Annotated in this window: 22 protein-coding genes; 19 read left to right on the top strand and 3 right to left on the bottom strand. The window is 38.9% G+C overall.

The features are described from left to right. Positions 1–44 precede the first annotated feature (44 nt). Positions 45–1,601 (top strand): serine hydrolase, encoded by a 1,557-nt coding sequence (locus AC3IRX_RS04050; protein WP_489211185.1) that lies wholly within the window; start codon positions 45–47, stop codon positions 1,599–1,601. 381 nt (positions 1,602–1,982) lie between these two features. On the opposite strand, the gene AC3IRX_RS04045 is transcribed toward AC3IRX_RS04050, so the two are convergent. After that, positions 1,983–2,273 (bottom strand): helix-turn-helix domain-containing protein, encoded by a 291-nt coding sequence (locus AC3IRX_RS04045; protein ID WP_489211184.1) that lies wholly within the window; start codon positions 2,271–2,273, stop codon positions 1,983–1,985. A gap of 377 nt (positions 2,274–2,650) precedes the next feature. Next, entirely contained in the window at positions 2,651–3,136 is a 486-nt protein-coding gene (locus AC3IRX_RS04040) for a SixA phosphatase family protein (RefSeq protein WP_459083589.1), read from the bottom strand. A gap of 98 nt (positions 3,137–3,234) precedes the next feature. On the opposite strand from AC3IRX_RS04040, the gene ruvX reads away from it, so the two are divergent. From ruvX to AC3IRX_RS03995, 9 genes are all read left to right on the top strand, one after another. After that, positions 3,235–3,651: a Holliday junction resolvase RuvX gene (ruvX, locus tag AC3IRX_RS04035; protein ID WP_489211183.1), complete on the top strand. Its 417-nt coding sequence runs from the start codon at positions 3,235–3,237 to the stop codon at positions 3,649–3,651. Next, positions 3,648–4,223 carry a peptide deformylase gene (def, locus tag AC3IRX_RS04030; RefSeq protein ID WP_489211182.1) on the top strand — a complete coding sequence of 192 codons (576 nt, stop codon included), beginning with the start codon at positions 3,648–3,650 and terminating at the stop codon, positions 4,221–4,223. The genes ruvX and def overlap by 4 nt, the downstream gene beginning before the upstream one ends. 49 nt (positions 4,224–4,272) lie before the next feature. Beyond that, positions 4,273–4,830, top strand: coding sequence for a DUF5606 family protein (locus AC3IRX_RS04025; RefSeq protein WP_459083592.1), 558 nt, complete (start codon positions 4,273–4,275; stop codon positions 4,828–4,830). A 113-nt stretch (positions 4,831–4,943) separates the two neighbouring features. Continuing rightward, a complete protein-coding gene (gene mazG, locus AC3IRX_RS04020) occupies positions 4,944–5,726 on the top strand; it encodes a nucleoside triphosphate pyrophosphohydrolase (RefSeq protein ID WP_489211181.1) in 783 nt (260 codons plus the stop codon). Positions 5,727–5,755: 29 nt separating this feature from the next. After that, positions 5,756–6,847, top strand: coding sequence for an FUSC family protein (locus tag AC3IRX_RS04015; RefSeq protein ID WP_489211180.1), 1,092 nt, complete (start codon positions 5,756–5,758; stop codon positions 6,845–6,847). Positions 6,848–6,920: 73 nt separating this feature from the next. Next, positions 6,921–7,715 carry a thymidylate synthase gene (locus AC3IRX_RS04010; protein ID WP_489211179.1) on the top strand — a complete coding sequence of 265 codons (795 nt, stop codon included), beginning with the start codon at positions 6,921–6,923 and terminating at the stop codon, positions 7,713–7,715. Between the two features lie 150 nt (positions 7,716–7,865). Further along, positions 7,866–10,373 carry a M1 family metallopeptidase gene (locus tag AC3IRX_RS04005; protein ID WP_489211178.1) on the top strand — a complete coding sequence of 836 codons (2,508 nt, stop codon included), beginning with the start codon at positions 7,866–7,868 and terminating at the stop codon, positions 10,371–10,373. A gap of 194 nt (positions 10,374–10,567) precedes the next feature. Further along, positions 10,568–11,386 (top strand): NAD(P)H-binding protein, encoded by an 819-nt coding sequence (locus AC3IRX_RS04000; protein WP_489211177.1) that lies wholly within the window; start codon positions 10,568–10,570, stop codon positions 11,384–11,386. Between the two features lie 47 nt (positions 11,387–11,433). After that, positions 11,434–12,333 (top strand): TIGR01777 family oxidoreductase, encoded by a 900-nt coding sequence (locus AC3IRX_RS03995; RefSeq protein ID WP_489211176.1) that lies wholly within the window; start codon positions 11,434–11,436, stop codon positions 12,331–12,333. A gap of 111 nt (positions 12,334–12,444) precedes the next feature. Here the strand turns inward: AC3IRX_RS03995 and AC3IRX_RS03990 are convergent, their stop codons facing one another. Further along, on the bottom strand, positions 12,445–14,871 hold the full coding sequence (locus AC3IRX_RS03990; RefSeq protein ID WP_489211175.1) for a TonB-dependent receptor: 2,427 nt from the start codon (positions 14,869–14,871) through the stop codon (positions 12,445–12,447). A 111-nt stretch (positions 14,872–14,982) separates the two neighbouring features. Here AC3IRX_RS03990 and AC3IRX_RS03985 point away from each other — a divergent pair, with 111 nt between their 5' ends. From AC3IRX_RS03985 to AC3IRX_RS03945, 9 genes are all read left to right on the top strand, one after another. After that, on the top strand, positions 14,983–15,639 hold the full coding sequence (locus tag AC3IRX_RS03985) for a MarR family winged helix-turn-helix transcriptional regulator (RefSeq protein ID WP_489211174.1): 657 nt from the start codon (positions 14,983–14,985) through the stop codon (positions 15,637–15,639). Then, positions 15,636–17,096, top strand: coding sequence for a phytoene desaturase family protein (locus AC3IRX_RS03980; RefSeq protein WP_489211173.1), 1,461 nt, complete (start codon positions 15,636–15,638; stop codon positions 17,094–17,096). The genes AC3IRX_RS03985 and AC3IRX_RS03980 overlap by 4 nt, the downstream gene beginning before the upstream one ends. Positions 17,097–17,107: 11 nt before the next feature. Continuing rightward, the gene (locus AC3IRX_RS03975; protein ID WP_489211172.1) at positions 17,108–17,944 is read left to right on the top strand and encodes a phytoene/squalene synthase family protein; all 837 of its coding nucleotides are present in this window, start codon (positions 17,108–17,110) and stop codon (positions 17,942–17,944) included. Positions 17,945–18,066: 122 nt separating this feature from the next. After that, positions 18,067–18,399 (top strand): hypothetical protein, encoded by a 333-nt coding sequence (locus AC3IRX_RS03970; RefSeq protein WP_489211171.1) that lies wholly within the window; start codon positions 18,067–18,069, stop codon positions 18,397–18,399. 2 nt (positions 18,400–18,401) lie between these two features. Beyond that, positions 18,402–18,863, top strand: coding sequence for an SRPBCC family protein (locus AC3IRX_RS03965; RefSeq protein WP_489211170.1), 462 nt, complete (start codon positions 18,402–18,404; stop codon positions 18,861–18,863). Between the two features lie 8 nt (positions 18,864–18,871). Further along, the gene (locus AC3IRX_RS03960; RefSeq protein ID WP_489211169.1) at positions 18,872–19,330 is read left to right on the top strand and encodes a sterol desaturase family protein; all 459 of its coding nucleotides are present in this window, start codon (positions 18,872–18,874) and stop codon (positions 19,328–19,330) included. Continuing rightward, positions 19,327–20,031 (top strand): lycopene cyclase domain-containing protein, encoded by a 705-nt coding sequence (locus AC3IRX_RS03955; RefSeq protein WP_489211168.1) that lies wholly within the window; start codon positions 19,327–19,329, stop codon positions 20,029–20,031. The genes AC3IRX_RS03960 and AC3IRX_RS03955 overlap by 4 nt, the downstream gene beginning before the upstream one ends. Further along, entirely contained in the window at positions 20,028–20,801 is a 774-nt protein-coding gene (locus AC3IRX_RS03950; RefSeq protein ID WP_489211167.1) for a tryptophan-rich sensory protein, read from the top strand. The genes AC3IRX_RS03955 and AC3IRX_RS03950 overlap by 4 nt, the downstream gene beginning before the upstream one ends. 309 nt (positions 20,802–21,110) lie before the next feature. Further along, the gene (locus tag AC3IRX_RS03945) at positions 21,111–22,448 is read left to right on the top strand and encodes a hydroxymethylglutaryl-CoA synthase family protein (RefSeq protein WP_489211166.1); all 1,338 of its coding nucleotides are present in this window, start codon (positions 21,111–21,113) and stop codon (positions 22,446–22,448) included. The last annotated feature ends 121 nt before the right edge of the window (positions 22,449–22,569 follow it).

The raw sequence follows: 22,569 nt of genomic DNA, 5'->3' as shown, positions 1-22,569 counted from the left end.
GAAATCCCGCGTAGAATTCATACATTTGAGAAAAATTTGATTCTATGAGAAAAAGCTTTGTCGTAATGCTAGCGATCACACTGGGAGGGTTTACCCAGGCACAGATCGCGGAGAAACAGCTAGATCAGCTAGTGGAAAATACCCTAAAGACCTTTGAGGTTCCTGGAATCTCCGTAGGAGTGATAAAAGACGGAAAAGTAATTTATGCCAAAGGTCATGGCGTAGCCTCCCTTACCAGCAAGGCAAAAATGGACGAGAAAACCCTCGTGGGAATTGCTTCCAATTCAAAAGGGTTTACAGCCACAGCTCTTGCCATGCTTGTGGACGAAGGGAAACTAAGCTGGGACGATAAAGTGACGAAATTCATTCCTGAATTTCAGATGTACGATCCCTACGTAAGTAAGCATCTTACCGTGAGAGACCTTTTGACCCATAGAGCCGGTCTAGGCCTCGGACAAGGCGACCTTATGTTTTTTCCAGAAGGAGGAACGATTTCTCTGCAGGAGCTTATTCACAATGTTCGTTATTTAAAACCTGCAAATGAGTTCCGTGATAAATTAGACTACAACAACATTATGTTTATCGTAGCGGGAGAAGTAATCTCAAGAATCTCTAATCAAAGTTGGGCTGAATTTATCGAAAGCCGCATTTTAAGACCGGTCGGTATGACTTCAAGCCACGGTAGTTATGTTCGCGCTCAGGCGGTGAAAAATAAAATTGATGCGCACGCTCCTGTAGACGGAGTTGTAAAGCAGATTCCACACGATTGGAACGAAACTGCAAATGCCGCGGGAGGTATTATGAGTAATGTAGAGGACATGCTTACTTGGGCTAATTTCTTAATGAATGGGTTCACAACGAAAGACGGGAAAAAACTTGTATCCGATCGCCAAATTCAGCAGCTTTGGCAAATTCAACGCCCCTCTACGGTGGCATTAAGCAATCCTTATGATACAGGAAATTACGGGTACGGCCTTGGATGGTTTATTTCCGATGTGAAAGGACATAAGCAAGTTCAACACAGTGGGGGACTGATAGGAACCGTGACTTTATTTACCCTCATTCCAGATATGAACCTTGGAATTGTGGTTTTAACCAACCAACAAAGCGGAGCCGCTTTTAATACCATTACCAATGCACTCAAAGATTCTTACCTAGGTATTGAAGACAGAAACTGGCTAAAGACGTATTCTGAACGTATGGACAGAGCAGGTAAATCCTACCAAAAACAAAAAGAAGAGGCCTATGCAAAGGCAGCTCAGTTTGGAAAAGCAAAAGAAGGAAAACTATCCGCATCAAAGTTTGTGGGGACCTACAATGACCTTTGGTTTGGCGATGTAAACATCTCTCAAAATGGAAAAGGGTATAGACTCGAATGCAAAACTTCTCCTCGTTTAAAAGGAGACTTAATAGCTTATTCTCCAAATACCTTTATTGTAAAATGGGACGATCGTAGTTATGATGCGGATGCCTATTTAACTTTTGCATTGGACGAGAATGGAAATGCAACCGCTGCTAGCTTAAAACCAATTTCTGACATTACTGACTTTAGTTTTGATTTTGAAGACCTTGATTTACAGAGGGTAAAAGCAAAGAAATAATAATGTTTTAAGGACTTGTTTTTTGATTCCTAGTAGGAATGGGATAAAGAAGTAGCCTTATAAAATGAAACTAGCCTCGCAAATTGCGAGGCTAGTTTTGTTTTATACTTCTATTGTCTTTTGGATGGTATATTGAGATCTAAATCGCTAAAAAACAAAGCTTAATTAGGATGTAAGTTTGGCAAAGTATCAAATTTTTGCCGAACTTATATAGACTTGCAATATCTACCTAAACGTAGAGAGTAGTTGATTTTAATTCTACTCAAAATTGAATTCCTTTTTTCCTTTTCCATCCTGTGCGGATTGAATCCCGATTGCTTATGGCTCAGAAAATCTTTTTCCGTTTGCGAAGCGATAAATGATCCTAGTTTCATAGTTCACTTATCTTAGCAAATTCAGATCCTGAAGTTTTCTGCCAAACTCATCGTCGGCAGCCAATTTCAGAAAATCATTTTGCAATCCTAGAACCCGTAAAACGTTAAAGTAGGCTCCCATAGAAACACTTGAATTACCTTTCTCAACCAAATACAATGTGGAGCGTGCAATTCCTGCCCTTTCTGCCACTTGATTCGCGGTTAGTTTTCGTCGCTTTCTGGCCAGCTTGATATTTTCTCCCATCTCTTCAAGTAACTGTGTATATTTTGGAAGAATTATTTGCTTCTTTAAATTCAAAACGTTTGTTATTTCATACAAAAATAATAAATACGATTGAAATAACAGACTTTTTGAATTAAATGGCATTGTATTTATCTCAATATCATCTTTGAGCCTCAAGAAGTTCCAATGTATTCAGTTTTTTTTTATCAGAAATTACGAACGGATAGTCTCATTGGTCCCCATCTCCTTATTCCACAGTAGAATGAGAAGGAATTTACTATACGAAGTGCCGTGTAGAAATACACTTTAAATGAGTTCAAAATTCGCAGGTGTGCGGCCTGAAGAAATCGGAGTGACTTCCAAATTAAGGTTTGGAAAATAGATTCGGATGCCCCGACTTCCCTATAGTAACATGGGACTAAAAAGAGTGTCTTTTGTTGTCGGAATGATTTCTAGTCTAAAATTTCTTTTGGTAGTAAGAAATGAGTTAGGGTTTTTTCTGCCCCTGAGAATTCGGACCAACTTTCGCAGTCAATTTTCACGATGGCCACCGTGCAGGTCGAAAACTCGCGCGATTCTGAAACTAAGTCCGACAAGAACTCACTAATAGTAGGATTATGAGAAAATAGGGCAACGGAATTAAATTCATCTGAGGTGCGCTCTAGGGTTTTGTAAAAATCTTCAAGCAAAGGTTCGTAGAGATCTTCTACTTTTTTAATGGCAGAGTTTCCGTAGGTTTCTGCAAAATAACGGCAAGTCGTTAAGGCTCTTTTGGCAGGAGAGGACACAAAACTGTCAATCTCAAAGCCACTTTCCAAAAGGAACTTAGCCATGCCTCTAGCGTTCTGATGGCCCCTTTCGTTCAAGGGTCTTTGGAAATCTTCGACTTCGTGGGTCCAGTCACTCTTGGCATGTCGAATCAAAAATAATGTCTTCACGGGGTCTTGTTTTTTTGGTTTGGGGAAACTAAAATAGACAAAAAATTAAAATAAGACGAAGTTCGGGATAGAATTTTTAAAATTTGTAAATTTGCAGCATGGGACAACTCTTAGCCGTGGATTACGGTAAAAAAAGAACCGGACTTGCGGCGACCGATGATTTTCAAATCATTGCCTCAGGACTAGACACCGTAGAAACCGTGAACTTAATGGATTTTTTGACGGCCTACCTTAGTCAAAATGCGGTAGAAGCGATGGTGGTTGGACTTCCCACGGATCTTCGTGGAAATCCCTCCGAAGTGGAAGGCGATATTCTTAAATTTATTGCTGAGTTTCAGGCCAAGTTTCCCTTTATTCCTGTCGAAAGACTGGATGAGCGTTTTACCTCAAAAATGGCTTCTTTTTACATTTCGCAAAGCGGAAAAAGCAAAAAGAAACGCGAAAGCAAAGAGCTAATTGATAAGGTGAGTGCCACATTAATTTTACAGAATTTTTTAGATTTAAGAAAAAGATGATATTACCGATTCGTGCCTTTGGGGATCCTATCCTCAGAAAAGTAGCAAAAGACATTGAGCCTGATTATCCGAATTTAAAGGAATTGATTGAAAACATGTACGAGACCATGGAATCAGCCAATGGGATTGGACTTGCAGCGCCACAAATAGGCCTCGATATTCGATTGTTTGTGATTGATGTCACACCACTCGCAGAAGATGAAGACTACGCGGATATTAAAGAGGAGCTTATTAAACAGGGCAAAAGAGTCTTTATTAATGCTCAAATCTTAGAAGAGAGCGGAGAGGAGTGGAAATTCAACGAAGGTTGTTTGTCAATTCCGGACGTTCGCGAAGACGTGAAGCGTCAACCGACGATTGTAATCGAATACCAAGATGAAAATTTTGTGAAACATACGGAAACTTTTTCCGATATTCGTGCCCGCGTAATTCAACACGAATACGACCATATTGATGGCGTACTCTTTACCGACCACCTTTCGCCGCTTAAGAAAAAGCTTGTGAAAGGGAAACTTTCTAAGATTTCACAAGGAGAGGTAAGTGTAAATTACAAAATGCGGTTTCCTAAATAAGTGAATCGCCTTATTATTAATTAAGTTTAAATACTAAAGACAATACTTTATGCAGTTAGAAAAAATTATTTCCATCTCTGGAAAACCAGGTCTTTTTAAGCTCGTTTCACAGCTTAAAAATGGGTTTATTATTGAGGATGTAACCACGAAGAAAAAAATGAGCATCGGAAATTCTTCCCAAGTAAGTCTTCTGGATAATATCGCCATGTTTACATTCGATAAAGAAGTTCCTTTGTTTGATGTATTCGAAACGCTTGCAAAAGAAGTGAATTACGAGCCGTCTATTTCCCATAAGTCTTCGGATGCAGAGCTTCGCGAAGTAATGGACAAAGCACTTCCTAATTATGACACGGAGAGAGTGTATGTTTCCGATATCAAGAAATTAGTTCAGTGGTATAACACATTGCACAAAGCAGGGTACATTACGCCAGAGAGCTTTGTGAAAGAGGAAGTAGAAGAGGAGGCTAGTGCTCCGAAAGTAGAAGCCGTTGAAACGACAGCGAAGAAACCAGAGGCTAAAACCAAAAAGCCTTCTACTGCAAAAGCGAAACCTGCCACAAGCAGTTCGAAAGCGCAGGTGAAATCTACCAAGAGAAAACAAGGTTAATTCCTTTACCTTCAAGAAATAAAAAAACTTTGTTACCCCTCGTAACAAAGTTTTTTTAGTTTACCTTTATTCCAACCATTTGGGCTGTAGAGTCCAGAAAAATGCGATTGACTATGCACGTGAAATCAGAAAAACTACAAGCGTTCTCCCAACTATTAGACATCATGGATGATCTTAGGGCGAAATGCCCTTGGGATCAAAAACAAACCCTAGACTCCCTTCGTCCTCTTACCCTAGAGGAGGTCTATGAACTCTCGGATGCAATCCTAAAAGAGGATATGCCCGAGATTAAAAAGGAGTTAGGAGACGTACTTCTTCATCTCGTTTTTTATTCAAAGATTGCTGCTGAAAAAGGACAATTCGACATTGCAGACGTCATTCACTCGCTGAACGAAAAGTTGATTTTCCGCCATCCTCATATTTATGGCGATACAAAAGTGAGCTCAGAAGAGGAAGTCAAACAAAATTGGGAAAAATTAAAACTAAAAGAAGGAAATACTTCCGTTTTGTCCGGTGTAGGGAAATCGGGACCTAGCATCGTGAAAGCCCATCGAATTCAAGAGAAAGTAAAAGGAGTCGGGTTTGAATTTGCCTCAAGCAAAGACGCTTGGGAAAAAGTAAAAGAGGAATTACTCGAATTTGAAGACGAAACCGACTTAGACTTAAAAGAAAAAGAATTAGGAGACGTGCTGTTTTCCCTTGTCAACTATGCGAGACTTAGTGGGCTGAATGCCGATACTGCCCTAGAAAAAAGCAATCAAAAATTCGTGTCTCGATTTAAGAAGATGGAACTTTTGGCTAGGGAGCAGGGACTTGAGTTCGCAGAACTTGACGAAAAGCAAATGGATGCGCTTTGGGAAAAGGCCAAAGGTTTTGAGACGAGGGCGGAATCCTAAATTTTAGATGATCTATAGAAAAGATCCAAATGAAAAGAAACTTGCAAACGCCTTTGAGAAGCAATTTGGCTTCCATGATTCACATTAGGGAAACCGAAAGGCTTTGGCATTTTCCAGTTTTGGCGGGACTCTGCATTGGGGTCTGTCTTTTTGCAGGTTGGTATTTTGAGAATCAGCCCTACGGAAATTTGGCTTCCATTGGAGCCTTAACGATCCTTTATTTTACGCATGCTTCCCTTGAAAAACGAATGGTTCACTTAATCGTGTGCGCCTTTGGAATGATCGTGGCGTTTTCCACTTCCTTACTGTTCTCCTTTAATCCGTATTGGAGCGTCTTTTCGCTCTTTTTGATCGCCGTGTTAACCCACTGGCTTTGCGGATATTTTGATATCCCTCCCCCTCGGAATTTCTTTTTTATTATGGTCGCTGCTGTAGCTACCAACCTTCCATTTTCTTTAGAGCTGCTTCCCGTTCGAATTGGGGTCTTTGCTCTTGGAGCGATGGTCTCGGTCTTTCTTGCCTTTGTGTACTCTGTTTTTATTGCGAAAGCTACGGTGCACATTCCAAGAGTAAAACCGAAACGAAACCGATATACCATTACAGCAGAAAGTTTGATTCTAGGCGTAGGTGTGAGTTTAGCATTACTACTTGGATATGCAGTGGATCCTCAAAGTCCTTACTGGATTCCAGTCTCTACCTTAGCCATCTTGCAAGGGCGAAATTTAACGCATACCACCGAAAGAAATACACACCGGGTTCTCGGAACCTTTATTGGGATTGGACTCACCTGGGTTTTAATTCTTTTAAAACCGCAGCCTCTTGCTCTCGTGTTCATTATTGCTCTTTTGCAAATCATTATTGAACTCCTTGTCGTTCGCAATTATTTCTTTGCCGTGATCTTTATTACGCCTCTTACCATCCTTTTGGCAGAGACCAGTTTAGGAAGCGGAGCTTCCCACAATGCGCTAATTTGGGCGCGGTTTTTAGATTCTTTAATGGGCGCGTGTATTGGGCTTGCCGCGGGCGCACTTCTCCACCACAAGGGCTTTATGGCGCGTTTCGAAAAGCAACTTCGCCTTTTGAAACTCTACCGAAAATTCCAAGAACATCAAAGACACTAGCCTTTCTTTACTTAAATATATGTTATATATTTACGCTCAGATTTAAGCCAACCCCTAGATTTTTAGATTAGCCATGCAAAATTACCTTGACCTTTTACAGCATATTTTAGATAACGGAACGGATAAAACTGACCGCACAGGGACAGGAACAAAAAGCATCTTTGGCTATCAATTGCGTTACGATCTTTCCAAAGGATTTCCTTTGGTGACCACGAAAAAAACGCATTTAAAATCTATCATTTATGAACTGCTTTGGTTTTTAAAAGGAGATACGAATGTAAAGTATTTGAACGATAATGGCGTCAGCATTTGGGATGAGTGGGCAGATGAGAATGGAGATTTAGGTCCTGTCTACGGAGCGCAATGGAGAAGTTGGGAAGGTTCAGGTGGACAAGTGATTGATCAAATTTCACAGGTCATAGAGCAAATTAAAACCAATCCAGACTCTCGTCGATTAATTGTCTCTGCATGGAATACAACTGAGATCTCAAAAATGGCTTTAGCGCCTTGCCATACCATGTTCCAATTCTATGTCGCCGATAACAAACTCTCTTTGCAACTCTATCAGCGTAGTGCCGATGTTTTTCTAGGTGTGCCATTTAACATTGCTAGTTACGCCTTGCTACTTCAAATGATGGCGCAAGTCACAGGCCTTGAAGTAGGAGACTACGTTCATAGTTTTGGGGACGTGCATATTTACAACAACCATTTTGAACAGGTAGAAAGGCAGCTTTCAAGAACGCCAAAAGCCCTTCCGACTATGCGTTTGAATCCGGAGGTGAAATCCCTATTTGATTTTGATTTTGAAGATTTCACGCTTGAGAATTACGATCCTTATCCTGGAATTAAGGCGCCGGTCGCAATCTAAATTTCGATTCCTATTTTATCGATTTAGCGTACAAGCGTTTTCTTTAGAGAGGTTAAGTTTCTATGAATTCTCTCTGGGGTAGAGGAATCTACAGGGCCAATTTTGTAACTTTAGGCTTAATTTTGAGACTAGTTATTAAAATGCAGTTGTATGAAACGTACTCTATTGTCCCTTTCTCTTGTCGGTCTTTTTTTAGGATGTTCCCTTGAGGCGCAGACTTTAAATTCAGGACGCACCCAGCCTTATCAGGCTACCTCCACTAAATATACCAGTTTAAAGCACACCCTATTAAAGGTGAGTTTTGATTATTCTAAAATGGAATTAAACGGGGAGGCAACCCTTACCGCAAGTCCTTATTTTTACCCTAGTGATTCGCTCGTTCTCGATGCGAAGGCCATGGCCATTCATGAAGTGGCTCTAGAGAAAGGAAGCTCAAAAAGCCCTTTAAAGTATACCTACGCAGACGATCTTTTAAAGATTCAGTTAGACAAGCGTTATGCAAAGGATGAAAACTACAAGGTCTATATTAAGTACACGGCAAGACCGGAGCAGGTGACTCAAAAGGGAAGCCAGGCCATCACGGATGCCAAAGGACTATACTTCATTAATCCCTTAGGAGAAGATAAAGAAAAGCCAACCCAAGTGTGGACCCAAGGAGAAACCCAGAGTTCCTCTGTGTGGTTTCCAACCATTGATAGACCCAATCAAAAAACGACGCAAGAAATTTACATGACCGTGCCTAGAAAGTACATCACGCTTTCGAACGGAGAATTAAAGAGTTCACAGAACGTGGGTGAGGATCTTCGTACCGATTACTGGGTTATGGACAAGCCGCATGCTCCGTACCTTTTCTTTATGGGAGTAGGAGACTACGCCGTGGTCAAGGACAAATGGCGCCAAATCCCTGTGGATTATTATGTAGAGAAAGAATACGAACCCTACGCAAAGCAAATCTTTGGACACACCCCCGAGATGATTGAGTTTTTCTCAAAGCGATTAAACTACGATTATCCTTGGAACAAATATGCGCAGATGAGCGCAAGAGACTACGTGAGTGGGGCGATGGAAAACACCACAGCCGTACTTCACGCAGAGGACGTTCAACAAAAACCCTCTCAATTGGTGGATGAAAATTCTTGGGAAGATACCATTGCCCATGAACTCTTTCACCACTGGTTTGGCGACCTCGTCACCATGGAGAGCTGGAGCAATTTAACGCTGAACGAATCCTTTGCAAACTATTCGCAATACCTGTGGAACGAACACAAATACGGAAAAGACGTAGCAGACTATGGACTCTTTAAAGAACTAGAGGCCTACTTCGGTGATCCTTCCAATATCTCAAAAGATTTGGTTCGCTACAATTACCACAATAGAGAAGACATGTTTGATGCCGTATCCTACAACAAAGGAGGAGGGATTCTGCACATGCTTCGAAATTATCTAGGAGATGATGCCTTTTTCGCAGGACTAAATCAGTATTTGACGACGCATGCATACGGAACGGCAGAAGCAGCGGATTTGCGTCTCGCTTTTGAAAAAGTATCCGGTAAGGATTTGAATTGGTTCTTTACTCAGTGGTATTTTGGAGGAGGTCATCCTAAACTTACCTATACCACTCGCTTTGAACCGGTGAAAAAAGAAATCGTACTCTCCATTGCCCAGACGCAAGGAGGAGGGTATTTTGAATTCCCCATCGCAGTGGACATTGTAGAAGATAACGCCGTAAAAAGAGAAACTGTTTGGGTCAGTGCAAAAGCGAAGAATGAGTTTTCGATTCCAGTTGGCAAAAATCCAAAACTTGTCAATCTAAATTCAGACGGCGTGCTGTTAAGCGAGATTACTGAATCGAAAACCCCTGCGCAGTATCTACTTCAATACCAAACAGCGAAAGAGTTTTTACCTAAGCAGCATGCCCTTGCAAATGCCGCTTTAAATCTTACGGATGCAAGTGCAATTCAGACGCTTAAGCAGGGACTTAACGATTCAAACTTTAGACTTCGAATTGAGGCGCTTAGTGGACTTGATCTTTCCAGACCGGACCATCAAAAAGCAGCGCTTGCTAAAGTAGAGCAACTGGCAAGTTCCGATGAGAAAACCCTTGTAAGAGGAGCCGCCATTGGTGCGCTTTCTAAAACGGGAAATGCCAAGTATCTACCTCTGTATGAAAAAGGAGTTTCAGAGGTATCCAATTCCATCAAAGGGAATTCTCTTGGGGCACTTGCGCAGATCAATCCGCAAATGGCGAAACAAAAACTAGAATCTGTGGAATTGGAAGGTTTGTCTTCTGATGTCATGACCGTTTTGATTCCGATTGTGGTGGAGAATAAGATTGAGAAACACCGCGCAGAAATTGCCTCGACCGTTGCTTTTTATCCTTTTCTAAAATTTAGAGACCCTGTAGCAGGCGCGGCGGCTGAAAATGGATACGAATGGATTATGAGTTCAGACGATTACCTAGCCACTCACAAGATTACCAAAATCTTTACCCAGGTGCATGGACAGTTAGGTGAAAATGCACAGGCGAAAATGCTCTTAGCTCAGACCATTCAAAAGGGACTGGATTTAAAACTAGCGGCCCTACGAAAGGAACCCTCTAGCAAATCCCTCAATGCACAGGTGGATCTATTGACAAGTGCCTTAAAAGTGTATAAGTAGACATCTCATTTCAAAAATAAATTTTGGAGCTCCCTTTTTTGCAAGTCAAATAGAGGGAGTTTACGTTGTGATGGGAAGGAAAAACGGGCAATGGGCAGCAGGTTCGGGCCTCGATGCTGCTGCGCACTTTCGAGTGTTGAATCCACGATTACAAAATGAAAAGTTTGCCATGCGTTTATAAAAAAGAAATTGAAATGAATACAAATAAATCAATAGCGATTTTGGGCTGTGGCTGGTTGGGATTCCCATTGGCAAAAGCCCTTTTTAAAATGGGATATGCCGTAAATGGGAGCGTTAGGAATACAACCGATTTTCTTAAACTTGAGCAAGTGGGAATAGAACCGTTTCTATTGGATTTGAAAACGAATTCCGTTGCAGGCGATATTGAAAATTTTCTAAATAATAAGGAAGTTTTACTAATTAGTATTCCACCGAAACTAAAGACAGATACGAATGAAAATTTTGTTGCTAAAATCAAGAATTTAATTCTCTACATTCAAAATTCTACCGTAAAAAGACTTATTTTTATTAGTTCCACTTCGGTTTATGGGAATAGTCGTCACGATTTGGTTACCGAAGTAACGGTTCCTGGGCCAGAGACGGAATCGGGTAAGCAGCTGTTAGAAGTAGAACAGTTATTGAGAAGCAATGAACACTTTAAAACCACCATTGTTCGCTTCGGGGGATTGATAGGCGAAGATAGAAATCCACTTCATTTTCTTCGCCCACAAAATAAAATGAAAGATCCAGATAGGCCTATCAATTTTATACATTTAGAGGATTGTTTGGGTATCCTTATACAAATAATTCAACAAGAAATTGGGGGTGAAATCTTCAATGCCGTAGCACCTTATCATCCTACCAAAGCGGAATATTACGATGCACTACGTAGAGAAAAGAGATTGGATTTACCTAGTTTAGTCCAAAATTCAGGAACACAAGGAAAGATAATTACGAGTGAAAAATTAGAAACTGTGTTAAAGTATACGTTTGTAAAACCATTTCTGAGATAGTGTTTCACTTTTAATAATAAGTTAAATAACCTAAAAACAAACACGTAATGAATACCCTATTGATCGCTGGAGGTACTGGCTTTATTGGAAAACATCTAACTCAATATTTATTGCAGAAAGGGCATGTAATTCACGCTTTAACTAGAACTAAAAAAAGCTCTAAAAACGAAAATTTGCATTTTTTTCAGTGGGATATTGAAAAGGGAATAATAGATGAAAAGGCTTTTGAGGGAGTGGATGTCCTAATCAATCTTACGGGTGCTAATATTACTGAAAAACGTTGGACCGCAAAGCGAAAAAAGGAAATTGTCGATAGCCGAGTCGAATCAATTAATTTATTGTTTAAGTATGTACGTCAACTTGAGAACAAACCTACTGCACTTATTTCTTCCTCCGCCGTAGGTTATTATGGAGCTGTAACCACGGAGCAGGTTTTTACGGAGTTATCCCCTAACGGTACAGATTTTTTAGCCTATATCTGCAAAGAATGGGAAAATGCGGCTTTTCAATTTAATCAATTAGGGATAAGGACCATTGTCTTGAGAAAAGGGATCATCATTGGTAAAGAGGGTGGCATGTATGCTAAAACGGCATCCTTAGCCAAGTGGAGTATCAATACGGCTCTAGGGAATGGGAAACAATTCATGCCGTGGATAGATATACGTGACTTAGTTCGTTTGTATGAATTTATTCTAAGCGAGAGCGAACTATCGGGAATCTTCAACACCGTGAGTACCCAGCCTATCTCCATGAATGAATTCTCAAAATTATTGTTAAGATCTTTTGGCAAAAAGAGCTTTTTACCCAATGCCCCCAAATTTATTATTCAGTTGATGTTTGGCGAAATGGCTGCCATGCTTTTAGAAGGCTCGAAAGTAAGTAATGAGAAAATAATAGATGCAGGATTTGTATTTCAGTATGATACGATGGAAAGCGCTTTGCATTAAATAAAATAAGCTTTAGCGATTATATCTGTATCAAATACGGGTAAACAGAATTTCTTAATCCACTCGATTTCATGTCCGATTGAATTTTCTACTTTCCCTATTCCTACTTAATCAAAACTCCACAATAAATCCAATAGAGGGTACAATCGTGGCGGACTCCTCATTTAAGATTAACGGAATCGCATTGCTTCCGTCTGATTTTATGGTTTGGCCATCTGTGGTCTTAAATCCCGAATTATCGTCCAATCTTTCAAAGGTAAACTTGGGTAAATTAGGGGTTTTGTCCATTAAAACATTCTGAAAATCAATAAAGAGATTCAAACTCACTTTTTTGAAATTGTATTTCTTGTCGACCCTTAAATCCAACTGATTAAAAATTCCAAGTCGCTTGCTGTTTAGTTGGGTATAATCATAAATTCCCCTTCCGTTGGTCAAGTACAACGCGGTGGAAGTCGCAAGGTCAAAAGGCGTGTAAGGTTGTCCACCTGCCATTCGATATTTTACCCCAACATCCCAATTGTTTTTGAATTTGTAACCGAAAGTACTCGATAATACAAAACCATAATCCCAGGTCGAAGATCTAAATTTTCCATCGATCCCAGCAAATTCGGATTTGTAAAGCGTGGCACTGGCCACATAAAATAAATTTTCTACCAATTTTTGTTGTATGTAGGCCTCTAGTCCGTACACCCTGCCTTTTCCCGTGGAAATATAAGGCTCGCCACCCACTGCAGAATAATCGGTTCCAATATTGGCATAAGAAATTCCATTCGTTAAGGAAACGGGATAATTTCGGTAATCCTTGTAAAAGGCTTCAAAGGTAAGTCGCAAATCGTTTTTAGGAACGTATTCTGTCCCTATCGTATAATGGATTGCATTGGTGTATTTCAGATTTTTATTCGTTAGATTTCCGGAATCATCTTTAAAACCCAGCATGGTGTAAACGGGAAGTTTATAATAACTGCCAACCAATCCTGAAAGTTTCCATTGGTCGCTCAGAAGATACGAAAATGAAATCCTTGGAGATAAGGATTGGAGTGGGTTTAAACCAGTTTTTGTGAACGTATTCACATCCGTTCTTATACCTCCGGATACCAATAATTGGTCCTCAAAAAAATATTTTGACACGTGTCCATACAGTCCAAATTTGAAAAATTCAATGGCCGAATTGCTTGTAGAATTTACCGCGGGCGAGATTATATTTCCTTCTTCATCTTTTTGTTCTTCTTTAATTGTACTAAATACATCCGCATCGTATTTCACATATTGGGCATCAGCACCGTAGCTGTATTTCCATCCGTTTTCAAATTTATTCATGTCAAAACGCAACTTGTTCTCGGTTTCATGGCTCCTGAGAGAATATAATTTATTGCCTTCTTTTAGAGCGTTATTTTCATATCGTTCTGCGCCATTAAAAAACATATTTCTACTTAACGCAAGGTTGAAATAGCCGTTGTTTACTAATCGTTTCAAATTGGCTCCTACCGTGTAGTTCCATTGTTGAATGAGAGGATTTGCTCGATTGATGTATTCATTGTTGGCATCGCTATTTTTGGGAATTGCGAGTTTGAAATTATCAATCGCTCCCAAACCGATAAAATTCACTTCGGTTTTCTTGTCGATCTTATGATTAATTTTATATTGAAAATCATAATAATCAGGACGAATGGATAAATCGAGTAGTTTGAATAAATACTGCAAATAAGACCTTCTTGCAGATGCCATAAATGTGGTCTTTTTACTTAATGGACCTTCCAGCATAATCGCAAATTCACTGCCCGAAAGTCGGACGTTACCACTCAAACGATCCGGGTTTCCATTTCGTTGGTTGATGACAATAGTGGATGCAAGTGCATTGTCATATTTACTATTAAAGGCGGACGATGTCAATTGAACATCCTGGATAAAGGAGACATTCAAAATTCCTGTGGCACCACCGCTTGCACCTTGCGTTTGAAAGTGATTTAAAACAGGGATTTCAATACCATCTAAGTAATACACATTTTCACTCGGACCCCCACCTCGCACAATTATGTCATTTCGATTGGGAGTCGTGCCGCCGGCTACACCGGGCAACACTTGTATCACTTTTGAAACATCAAAATTACCTCCCGGATTTACTTTTATCTCTTCCGATGTTAATCGTTGGGTTGCCAGGGGTGTAATCATATCCGTAGCCCTGACCGATTTACCTGCTTTAATGACTACTTCTTGCAATTCTTGGCTTATTTCATCCAGTTCATATTGAAGTATTTGAGTACTCCCAGAACCCACATTGATATTGTATACAATCATCGGAATGTATCCAGAAGACGATATTTCAATATTGTACTTTGTTACTGGTAATTTTATACTAAAATCCCCTTTTTCATCCGTAGTCGTGTAAATAGTATCCTTTCCGATGAATTTGAGCGTTGCGCCAACCAGTTCTTCTTGTGTGTTTTTATCCTTTACCACACCCGATACGAAACCTACATTTTGTGCATTCAAATTAAAGTTCAGTAGAACTGCAAAAACAATAAAAATGATTTTTTCCATTGTAATAAAAAATTACTTGGTGCAAATGTAAAGTATATTTTGTTTATTTTAGTCTAAAAAAATACTATTTAAAAAATAATTAGTACATTTACATCCTAAATTTAAGGTGTAATGAATTATCAATTGATAAAAGAGGTTGTTGATTTAGTAGAACAATATGAACAAGGGAATCGTACCAGATCTAATTCTTCTGTGGAAGATTTCATCCATTGGATAGTAACAAATAACACGATACTAGACAGCAAAGAAGAGCCGTATTGGGAAGGTAAAGAAAAAGGTAGAAGTGCAGATAGTGTTATCAATACACTGCTTATACATATGAATCGTTATGCGAAAAGTTATTCTAAATCGGCCATTTTTGGATCTAATTTTTCTACACAGGAAGATTTTATATTCTTAATAAATCTAAAAGCTTTTGGTGAAATGACCAAGATGGAATTGATTAAAAAAAATGTACAAGAAAAACCCTCTGGAATGCAAATTATAAATCGCTTAATAGCGCAAAACTTTGTGGAGCAAAATCGCTCATCCCTTGATAAGAGAAGCAGGGTTATTTCGATAACTCAAGAAGGATTAGAAGCCTTAGATACTCAAATGGATAAGATTAGGCAGGCCACTGAAATAGTAACGGGTAATCTTAATCACATCGAAAAAATGGAATTGATACGACTTCTTAATAAACTAAATGATTTCCATTTACCCATTTATGAGCAAAACATTGACTCAGAGAATTTATTAAAGGAAGTCAGCAAAAATAAAGTGAAATGAAAATAGCAATCATAGGGTCCGGTTTTTCGGGATTGTCTGCGGCGGCATACAGTGCAAAGTCGGGTCACGAAGTACATGTTTTTGAACAACACAACCAACCGGGAGGAAGAGCACGACAATTTACTACCCGCGAAGGCTATGTCTTCGATATGGGACCCAGTTGGTATTGGATGCCTGATATAATTGAGCGATTTTTTAAAGATTTTGGGTTTAAAACATCCGATTTTTTTGACTTAATCTCTTTAAATCCGCAATTTGAGATGGTTTTTTCAGATGAGAAACTGGAGGTACCTGAAAGTTTAGAGGAATTAAAAATTGTGTTTGAAACGATTGAAAAAGGAGCCTCAATACAACTGGAGAAATTCATGGAATCGGCAAAATTCAAGTACGAAGTTGGAATGCAAGATTTTGTCACTAAACCTTGTCATAATTGGGGTGAATTTATCTCTCCTAAAATAGCGAAAAGTGCTTTAAAATTAGATTTACTCAGCAACTTTAGAAGTTACGTTTCTCGCTATTTCAAAAATGAAAAATTAAGAACCTTGATGGAGTTTCCTGTAATTTTCCTTGGAGCTTCGCCTAAAAACATACCTGCTTTATACAGTCTAATGAACTACGGAGGGTACGCTTTAGGCACACATTATCCTATGGGAGGTTTTTATCAGTTGGTATTAGCCATGCAACAAGTAGCAGAAAAACAAGGGGCAACTTTTCATTTTAATGCAGCAGTGGAAAAAATTAATGCAGACAAGCACAAAGTGAAATCCTTGACGATTGACGGTAAAGCCTATGAATTCGATGCCGTTATTGCATCCTCTGATTATCATCATACAGAAACACTTTTAGACCCTGTATATAGAAATTATGATGAAAATTATTGGGCGCAAAAAACGTTTGCCCCCTCCAGTTTGATTTATTATTTAGGAGTTAGCGAAAAAATGGGCAACCTGAAACACCATACGCTTTTCTTTGAGAACGATCTGGATGAGCATATCGACTGCATTTATGGTGATAAAAAATGGCCTGAAAAACCGTTGTTTTATGTTTGTTGTCCATCGAAAACAGACCCAAGTGTGGCGCCCGAAGGAAAAGAGAACTTGTTTTTACTGATGCCTTTGGCTATCGGAATAAACGATGAAGAAGCGATTAGGGAAAAATATCTGCACGAAATGCTTGAAAGAATAGAAAAGCATACGGGAATGGTCGATATAAAATCAAAAATTGAGTACAAAAAAAGTTATTGTGTTTCTGATTTTATGACCGATTACAACGCCTATGGAGGCAATGCCTACGGACTAGCAAATACACTTAGTCAAACCGCCGTACTAAAACCAAAAATAAGAAACAAAAGATTAAATAACCTGTTCTACACCGGTCAATTAACCGTTCCCGGTCCCGGGGTTCCCCCTTCCATTATTTCCGGGAAAATTGTAGCAAGCGAAGTTCATCAACTTTAAAAACACACCTTATGAAACGACTATTTGACGAACTTTCTTATTCGGTCAGTAAAATGATAACACAAAAATACAGTACGAGTTTTTCGTTAGGTATTTTAGCATTAAAGCCTTCCATTCGTTCGGCAATCTATGCTATATACGGCTATGTGCGGCTAGCGGATGAAATCGTGGACAGTTTCCATGAATATGACAAAGAAAAATTATTAACCCGATTAAAAATAGAAACTGAAAATGCATTATCCGAAAGGATTTCATTAAATCCAATTTTGCAGTCTTTTCAGGAAACGGTACATAAATACCAAATCGACCCTACGCTTATCCATCAATTTTTGCATAGTATGGAGATGGATTTGCAGAAGATAGATTACAATTCCGAATTGTACGACGAATATATTTTTGGTTCTGCAGAAGTGGTTGGACTCATGTGCTTACAGGTTTTTACCGAGGGAAAGAATGAAAAATATGATGAATTAAGGCCTTATGCCATGAAGTTAGGTTCGGCTTTTCAGAAAATCAATTTTTTACGAGACTTAAAGGAGGATTATCAAGTTATGGGTAGAACTTATTTTCCAAATGTAGATATGAAAGTATTCGATAATGATGTGAAAAGTCAGATAGAAAAGGAAATTGAACAGGAGTTCGAAGAGGCGTTAATCGGTATTAAAAAATTACCCGTTGTCGCTATTTTTGGAGTTTATTTGGCGTATAAGTATTATTTATCGTTGTTTAAAAAAATAAAATCAAAATCATCAAAAGATATTTTGAATAATCGTGTGCGAGTGTCTAATTCCGAGAAAGCATTTGTAGCATTCAAAAGCTATGTGCGATTTAAAACAACCTATTTATAATGAATATTTTTATCTACATCGCATCCAGTTTATTTTTTATGTGGAGTGTAAGTCAGTCGAATTTACAAACCTATCGTACCGGGTATAGCAAAGCCGCATCCGATAAAATATTGTGCGAAAAAATGATTAGAGATTTAGAAAAGGAAAAAAACAATTCATCCCTTTATTTGGGGTATTTGGGCGGTTATCAAACCGTTTGGGCAAAACATGTTTTCAGTCCGATGACCAAACTCCAGACCTTTAAAACGGGAAAGAAAAATATAGAAAAGGCCATTGAACAAGACCCTAGCAATATAGAATTACGATTTATTAGGCTGTCGGTACAAAAAAATGCACCTACTTTTTTAGGGTATCATTCGCACGTCAAAAGAGATAAAGAATTTATTGTCAAAAACCGAAGCAAAGTTCAATCTGAAATTTTGACAAAAAATATTGATTTGTTATTAAAAGATTAGAAATGAAATATCAATTGTATAGAGAACAACAACTAAACTGCCCTATAGAAACGGCATGGTCGTTTTTCTCATCACCACACAATCTCTCTAAAATTACACCCAAAGACATGGGCTTTGTGGTGCACACCAAGTTGGGTGATCAACCTATTTTTGTAGGGATGGAAATTGATTATACCGTGTCGCCGATTTTCAAAATTCCGTTGAAATGGAAAACAAAAATTACGCAGGTCGATTTTCAAAAAAGCTTTACCGATTTTCAAGAAAAAGGACCTTATAAATCATGGAATCATCACCACGAATTTATTCCAAATAAAGAGGGTGTGTTAATGAAAGACACGGTAGATTATGAGCTTCCTTTGGGGCTTGTCGGTCAACTAGTACATCCACTTTTTGTAAGAAAAAAAATTGAAGAGATATTCAATTATCGTTTTGTATTTTTAGAAAATAAGTTTAATCAAAAATAACGCTGGAAATGAATTTACTACTGGTCGTGATGGTTTTTATACTTATGGAAGGAGCAACCTGGCTCATTCATAAATATGTGATGCACGGTTTTTTATGGATATTGCACAAAGATCATCATGACCATAGCAATGAAGGAGCTTTGGAGAAAAACGATTATTTCTTTGTCATTTTTGCACTTCCCACGATTGCTTTAATGTATTTTGGATCTTTGAAAGATTTCAATTATTTATTTTATATCGGCTTGGGGATCATGCTTTACGGAATGGCTTATTTTTTTGTGCATGATATTTTTATCCATCAACGTTTAAAGTATTTTACCCGGACAGAAAACCCGTATTTCAAAGCATTGCGTAGAGCACATAAGCAACATCACAAGCACATGGGTAAAGAACAGGGCGAATGCTTTGGGTTTTTGTATGTGCCTCTCATTTATTTCAAAATGTACTTTAAAACCACTAAAAAATGATGAGCTACACTTATATTTTGATTCTTTTTTTTACAGTCATCATTTGTTTTATTGCTTCTTTTGACAAAAGATTGCAGTTCAACCAGCATTTTGGAGCATTTCTAAAATCCGCTATTTTAGTCGCTATTCCTTTTATCGCTTGGGACGTATGGTTCACTGCAAAAGGCGTTTGGTGGTTCAATACGAATTATACATTGGGATTTGTGATTGCGGGATTGCCTATAGAAGAATGGCTGTTCTTTATTTGTATTCCGTTTTCTTGCGTATTTACCTATTTTTGTTTCGACAAATTTTTCAAGATGGATGGGTTGTCGGGCTTTAATAATGTAATCGTTTTTGTAGCAATTATTGTTTGTGCAGTTATTGCTTTACTGCACCACGACAAAATCTACACTTTGGTCACCGCCCTTTCCACTATTCTCACACTCGTTTATTTGCACTTTATCGCCAGAGTAGATTGGATTGGTAAGGCCTCGCTTGTATTTACAGTCCTAATGCTGGGTTTCTTTCCAGTGAACGGAATTCTAACGGGAAGCGGAATAGAAACGCCTATAGTCAATTATAATCCAAAAGATTTTATGGGAATCAGAATACTCACCATTCCTATTGAAGATGCGATTTATGGTTATACACAATTTTTATTGGTACTGTATTTCTTTAATAAATTCAAAAAAAGCGAACTTAAAAATCAAACCGCATGAAAAAGAAATTTCAAATAGTAAACGCAGTGGTACTCATAGCAACTCTTGTTATTAATTACCTCTCCAATACAGGTGCTTTTAATGGCGAAACCATGGCAACCATTTCTGCAAAATATCAAAACCTGTTCACGCCAGCAGGATATGCTTTTTCGATTTGGGGACTAATTTATTTTGGGCTTTTGGGCTTTGTGATTTATTTTGGACCCTTAACTAAGCAAACGACGTCCAAAGAAAAAGTGGTTCTAAGTATAGGTTGGTGGTTTGTTATTTCCTGCTTTGCCAATAGTTTTTGGGTATTGGCATGGTTATATGACTATACATTTTTAACCATCCCCATCATGGTGTTGTTGTTGGTTTCTTTGTTTAAAATCATACAAAAAATTCAATCCGAATTTGACACGAAAACATTGCAGACAGCATTATTTCTTCGCTTGCCATTTTACATTTATGCCGGTTGGATTTCGGTGGCTCTAATTGCCGATATAGCCGCGTATCTCAAAAAAATACAATGGGGAGGCTTTGGGATTTCAGAAACGGTTTGGACCGTAATCATGATTGCAATTGCATCGCTCCTGCATTTATTTATGATCTGGAAACAAAGGATGTCCGCATTTGCTTTGGTGGCTGTTTGGGCGTTTTTGGCTATTGCGGTGGCAAATAAAGATGAAAATACAACGGTCCTTTGGGTAGCAATTTGCATGGCAGTTCTTGTGTTTATAAATGTCCTTTTAAATGAATTTATAAGCAAGAAAAAATCATTTTCGAAATAAAAGTGTGGCATAATGGACTATTTAATTAAATAGGAAACAATTGAATTGAAGAAAATAGGACACAGAATTCAAGAAAATAGGACACGGAATTCAAGCTGTGCTTTACAATCTCGATTAGGAACCGCAAGCCATAAAAAGAGACCCAGAAATTCACCAATTTCTCAAGGCCCAAAACCTTGTTTTAAAAGCCTTTGAAGACCAAGTCGTTTTCGATACAAAAACAATTTGCACTTGAATGTGCATAAATAGTTCCCATTTTGACTGTCATTTGCCGTAAGAATTGTTAATTTCGTAGTAAAATTACCCTTTATGCCGTACGGAATTCAAGCTGCAAGCTTCTATGTGCCCTCTCTTTATTTGAATATGAAAGACTTAGCAGTCAATCGTCAATTAGACCCTTTGAAACTAGAAAAAGGATTAGGACTTTATAAAATGGCTTTAGCCGATGTGCATGAAGATGCCGCGAGCTTTGCAGCGGAAGCGCTACTAAAATTAATTAAAGATTCGGGCGTGAATCCGAGAGAAATCTCCAGGATCTACTTAGGAACAGAAAGTGCATTGGACTCCGCAAAACCTACAGCCACTTATGCCATGGGCATGGTGGAGAAAGTTTTAGAACCCACCTATGGACCTAGAGTCTTCAAGAACTGTGACGTGGTCGACATGACCTTTGCCTGTATTGGAGCCGTGGATGCTTTAGAAAACTGTATGGACTATTGCCGCGCCGATCCTTCTCGAAAAGCGGTTGTGATTGCCTCGGACTATGCTCGATATGAACTTGGAAGTTCGGGTGAATATACGCAAGGAGGAGGCGCAGTTGCGCTTCTGTTATCAAATAATCCCAAACTATTAACCCTGGAACCTACTGTGGGTGTGGCCACAAGAAGTGTTTTTGATTTTTTCAAACCGCGCATCAAAATTTCAAAATCGGATTTGAGTGGAGCCTCGGATTCGATGCCTGATACTTTAGAGCTTTTTTCAGAAGAACCTGTCTTTGATGGACAGTATTCCAATGTCTGTTATCAAAATCAAATCAAGGAAGCTTACGAGCATTTTAAAGAGAAAACGGGAGCCGATAAACCCTATGAGAATTGGCGTTATTTGATTTTTCACTTGCCTTATGCCTTTCATGGAAAGAGAGTCTTTACTGAGATTTATAGCGCAGAAAAAGGACTCTCGATTGAAACGCCAGAGGAGCAAAAGGCCGTGGCAAAATCACCAGAGTACCTTTCCTTTATCTCAGAAAAGATAGAGCCGTCTCAAAGAGCTTCCTCTGAAATCGGAAACATGTACACCGCCTCTGTGTTCATGGCTCTTTTGTCTGCACTACAGACCAGCCTAGATTCCGGAGAAGAACTTGAAGGAAAGAAAATTGGCTTTTTAGCGTATGGAAGCGGATCCAAAGCGAAGGTCTTTGAAGGCGTGATTTCAAAAGAGTGGAAAGAGGTCGCTAGAGAGTGGAATTTATTTGACACATTAGCAAAGAGAGAAGCAGTCTCCTTTGAAACGTATGAAAAGCTTCACCGCAAACAACTTTCAAGCTCTATTGCAACGAGACCTCAAGGATTTTCTCTAGAGTCCATTGAATCCGAAAGTCCAACCCTTAGAGGAGCTCGCTATTATCAGTACCTAGAGAGGGAGAACTAGATGGAAACAAGGTGAATATATATATAGAAGGAATTTGAACTAGATTCGAGAACCTTTGCTTACAACAAAGCCCTTGGTCACAGAACCGAGGGCTTCTTGTATTATGATTCAAAAGGAACTA

The sequence above is a fragment of the Epilithonimonas sp. KH_059 genome, from assembly GCF_057838485.1.
This window is presented reverse-complemented; position numbering and strand designations above follow the sequence as displayed.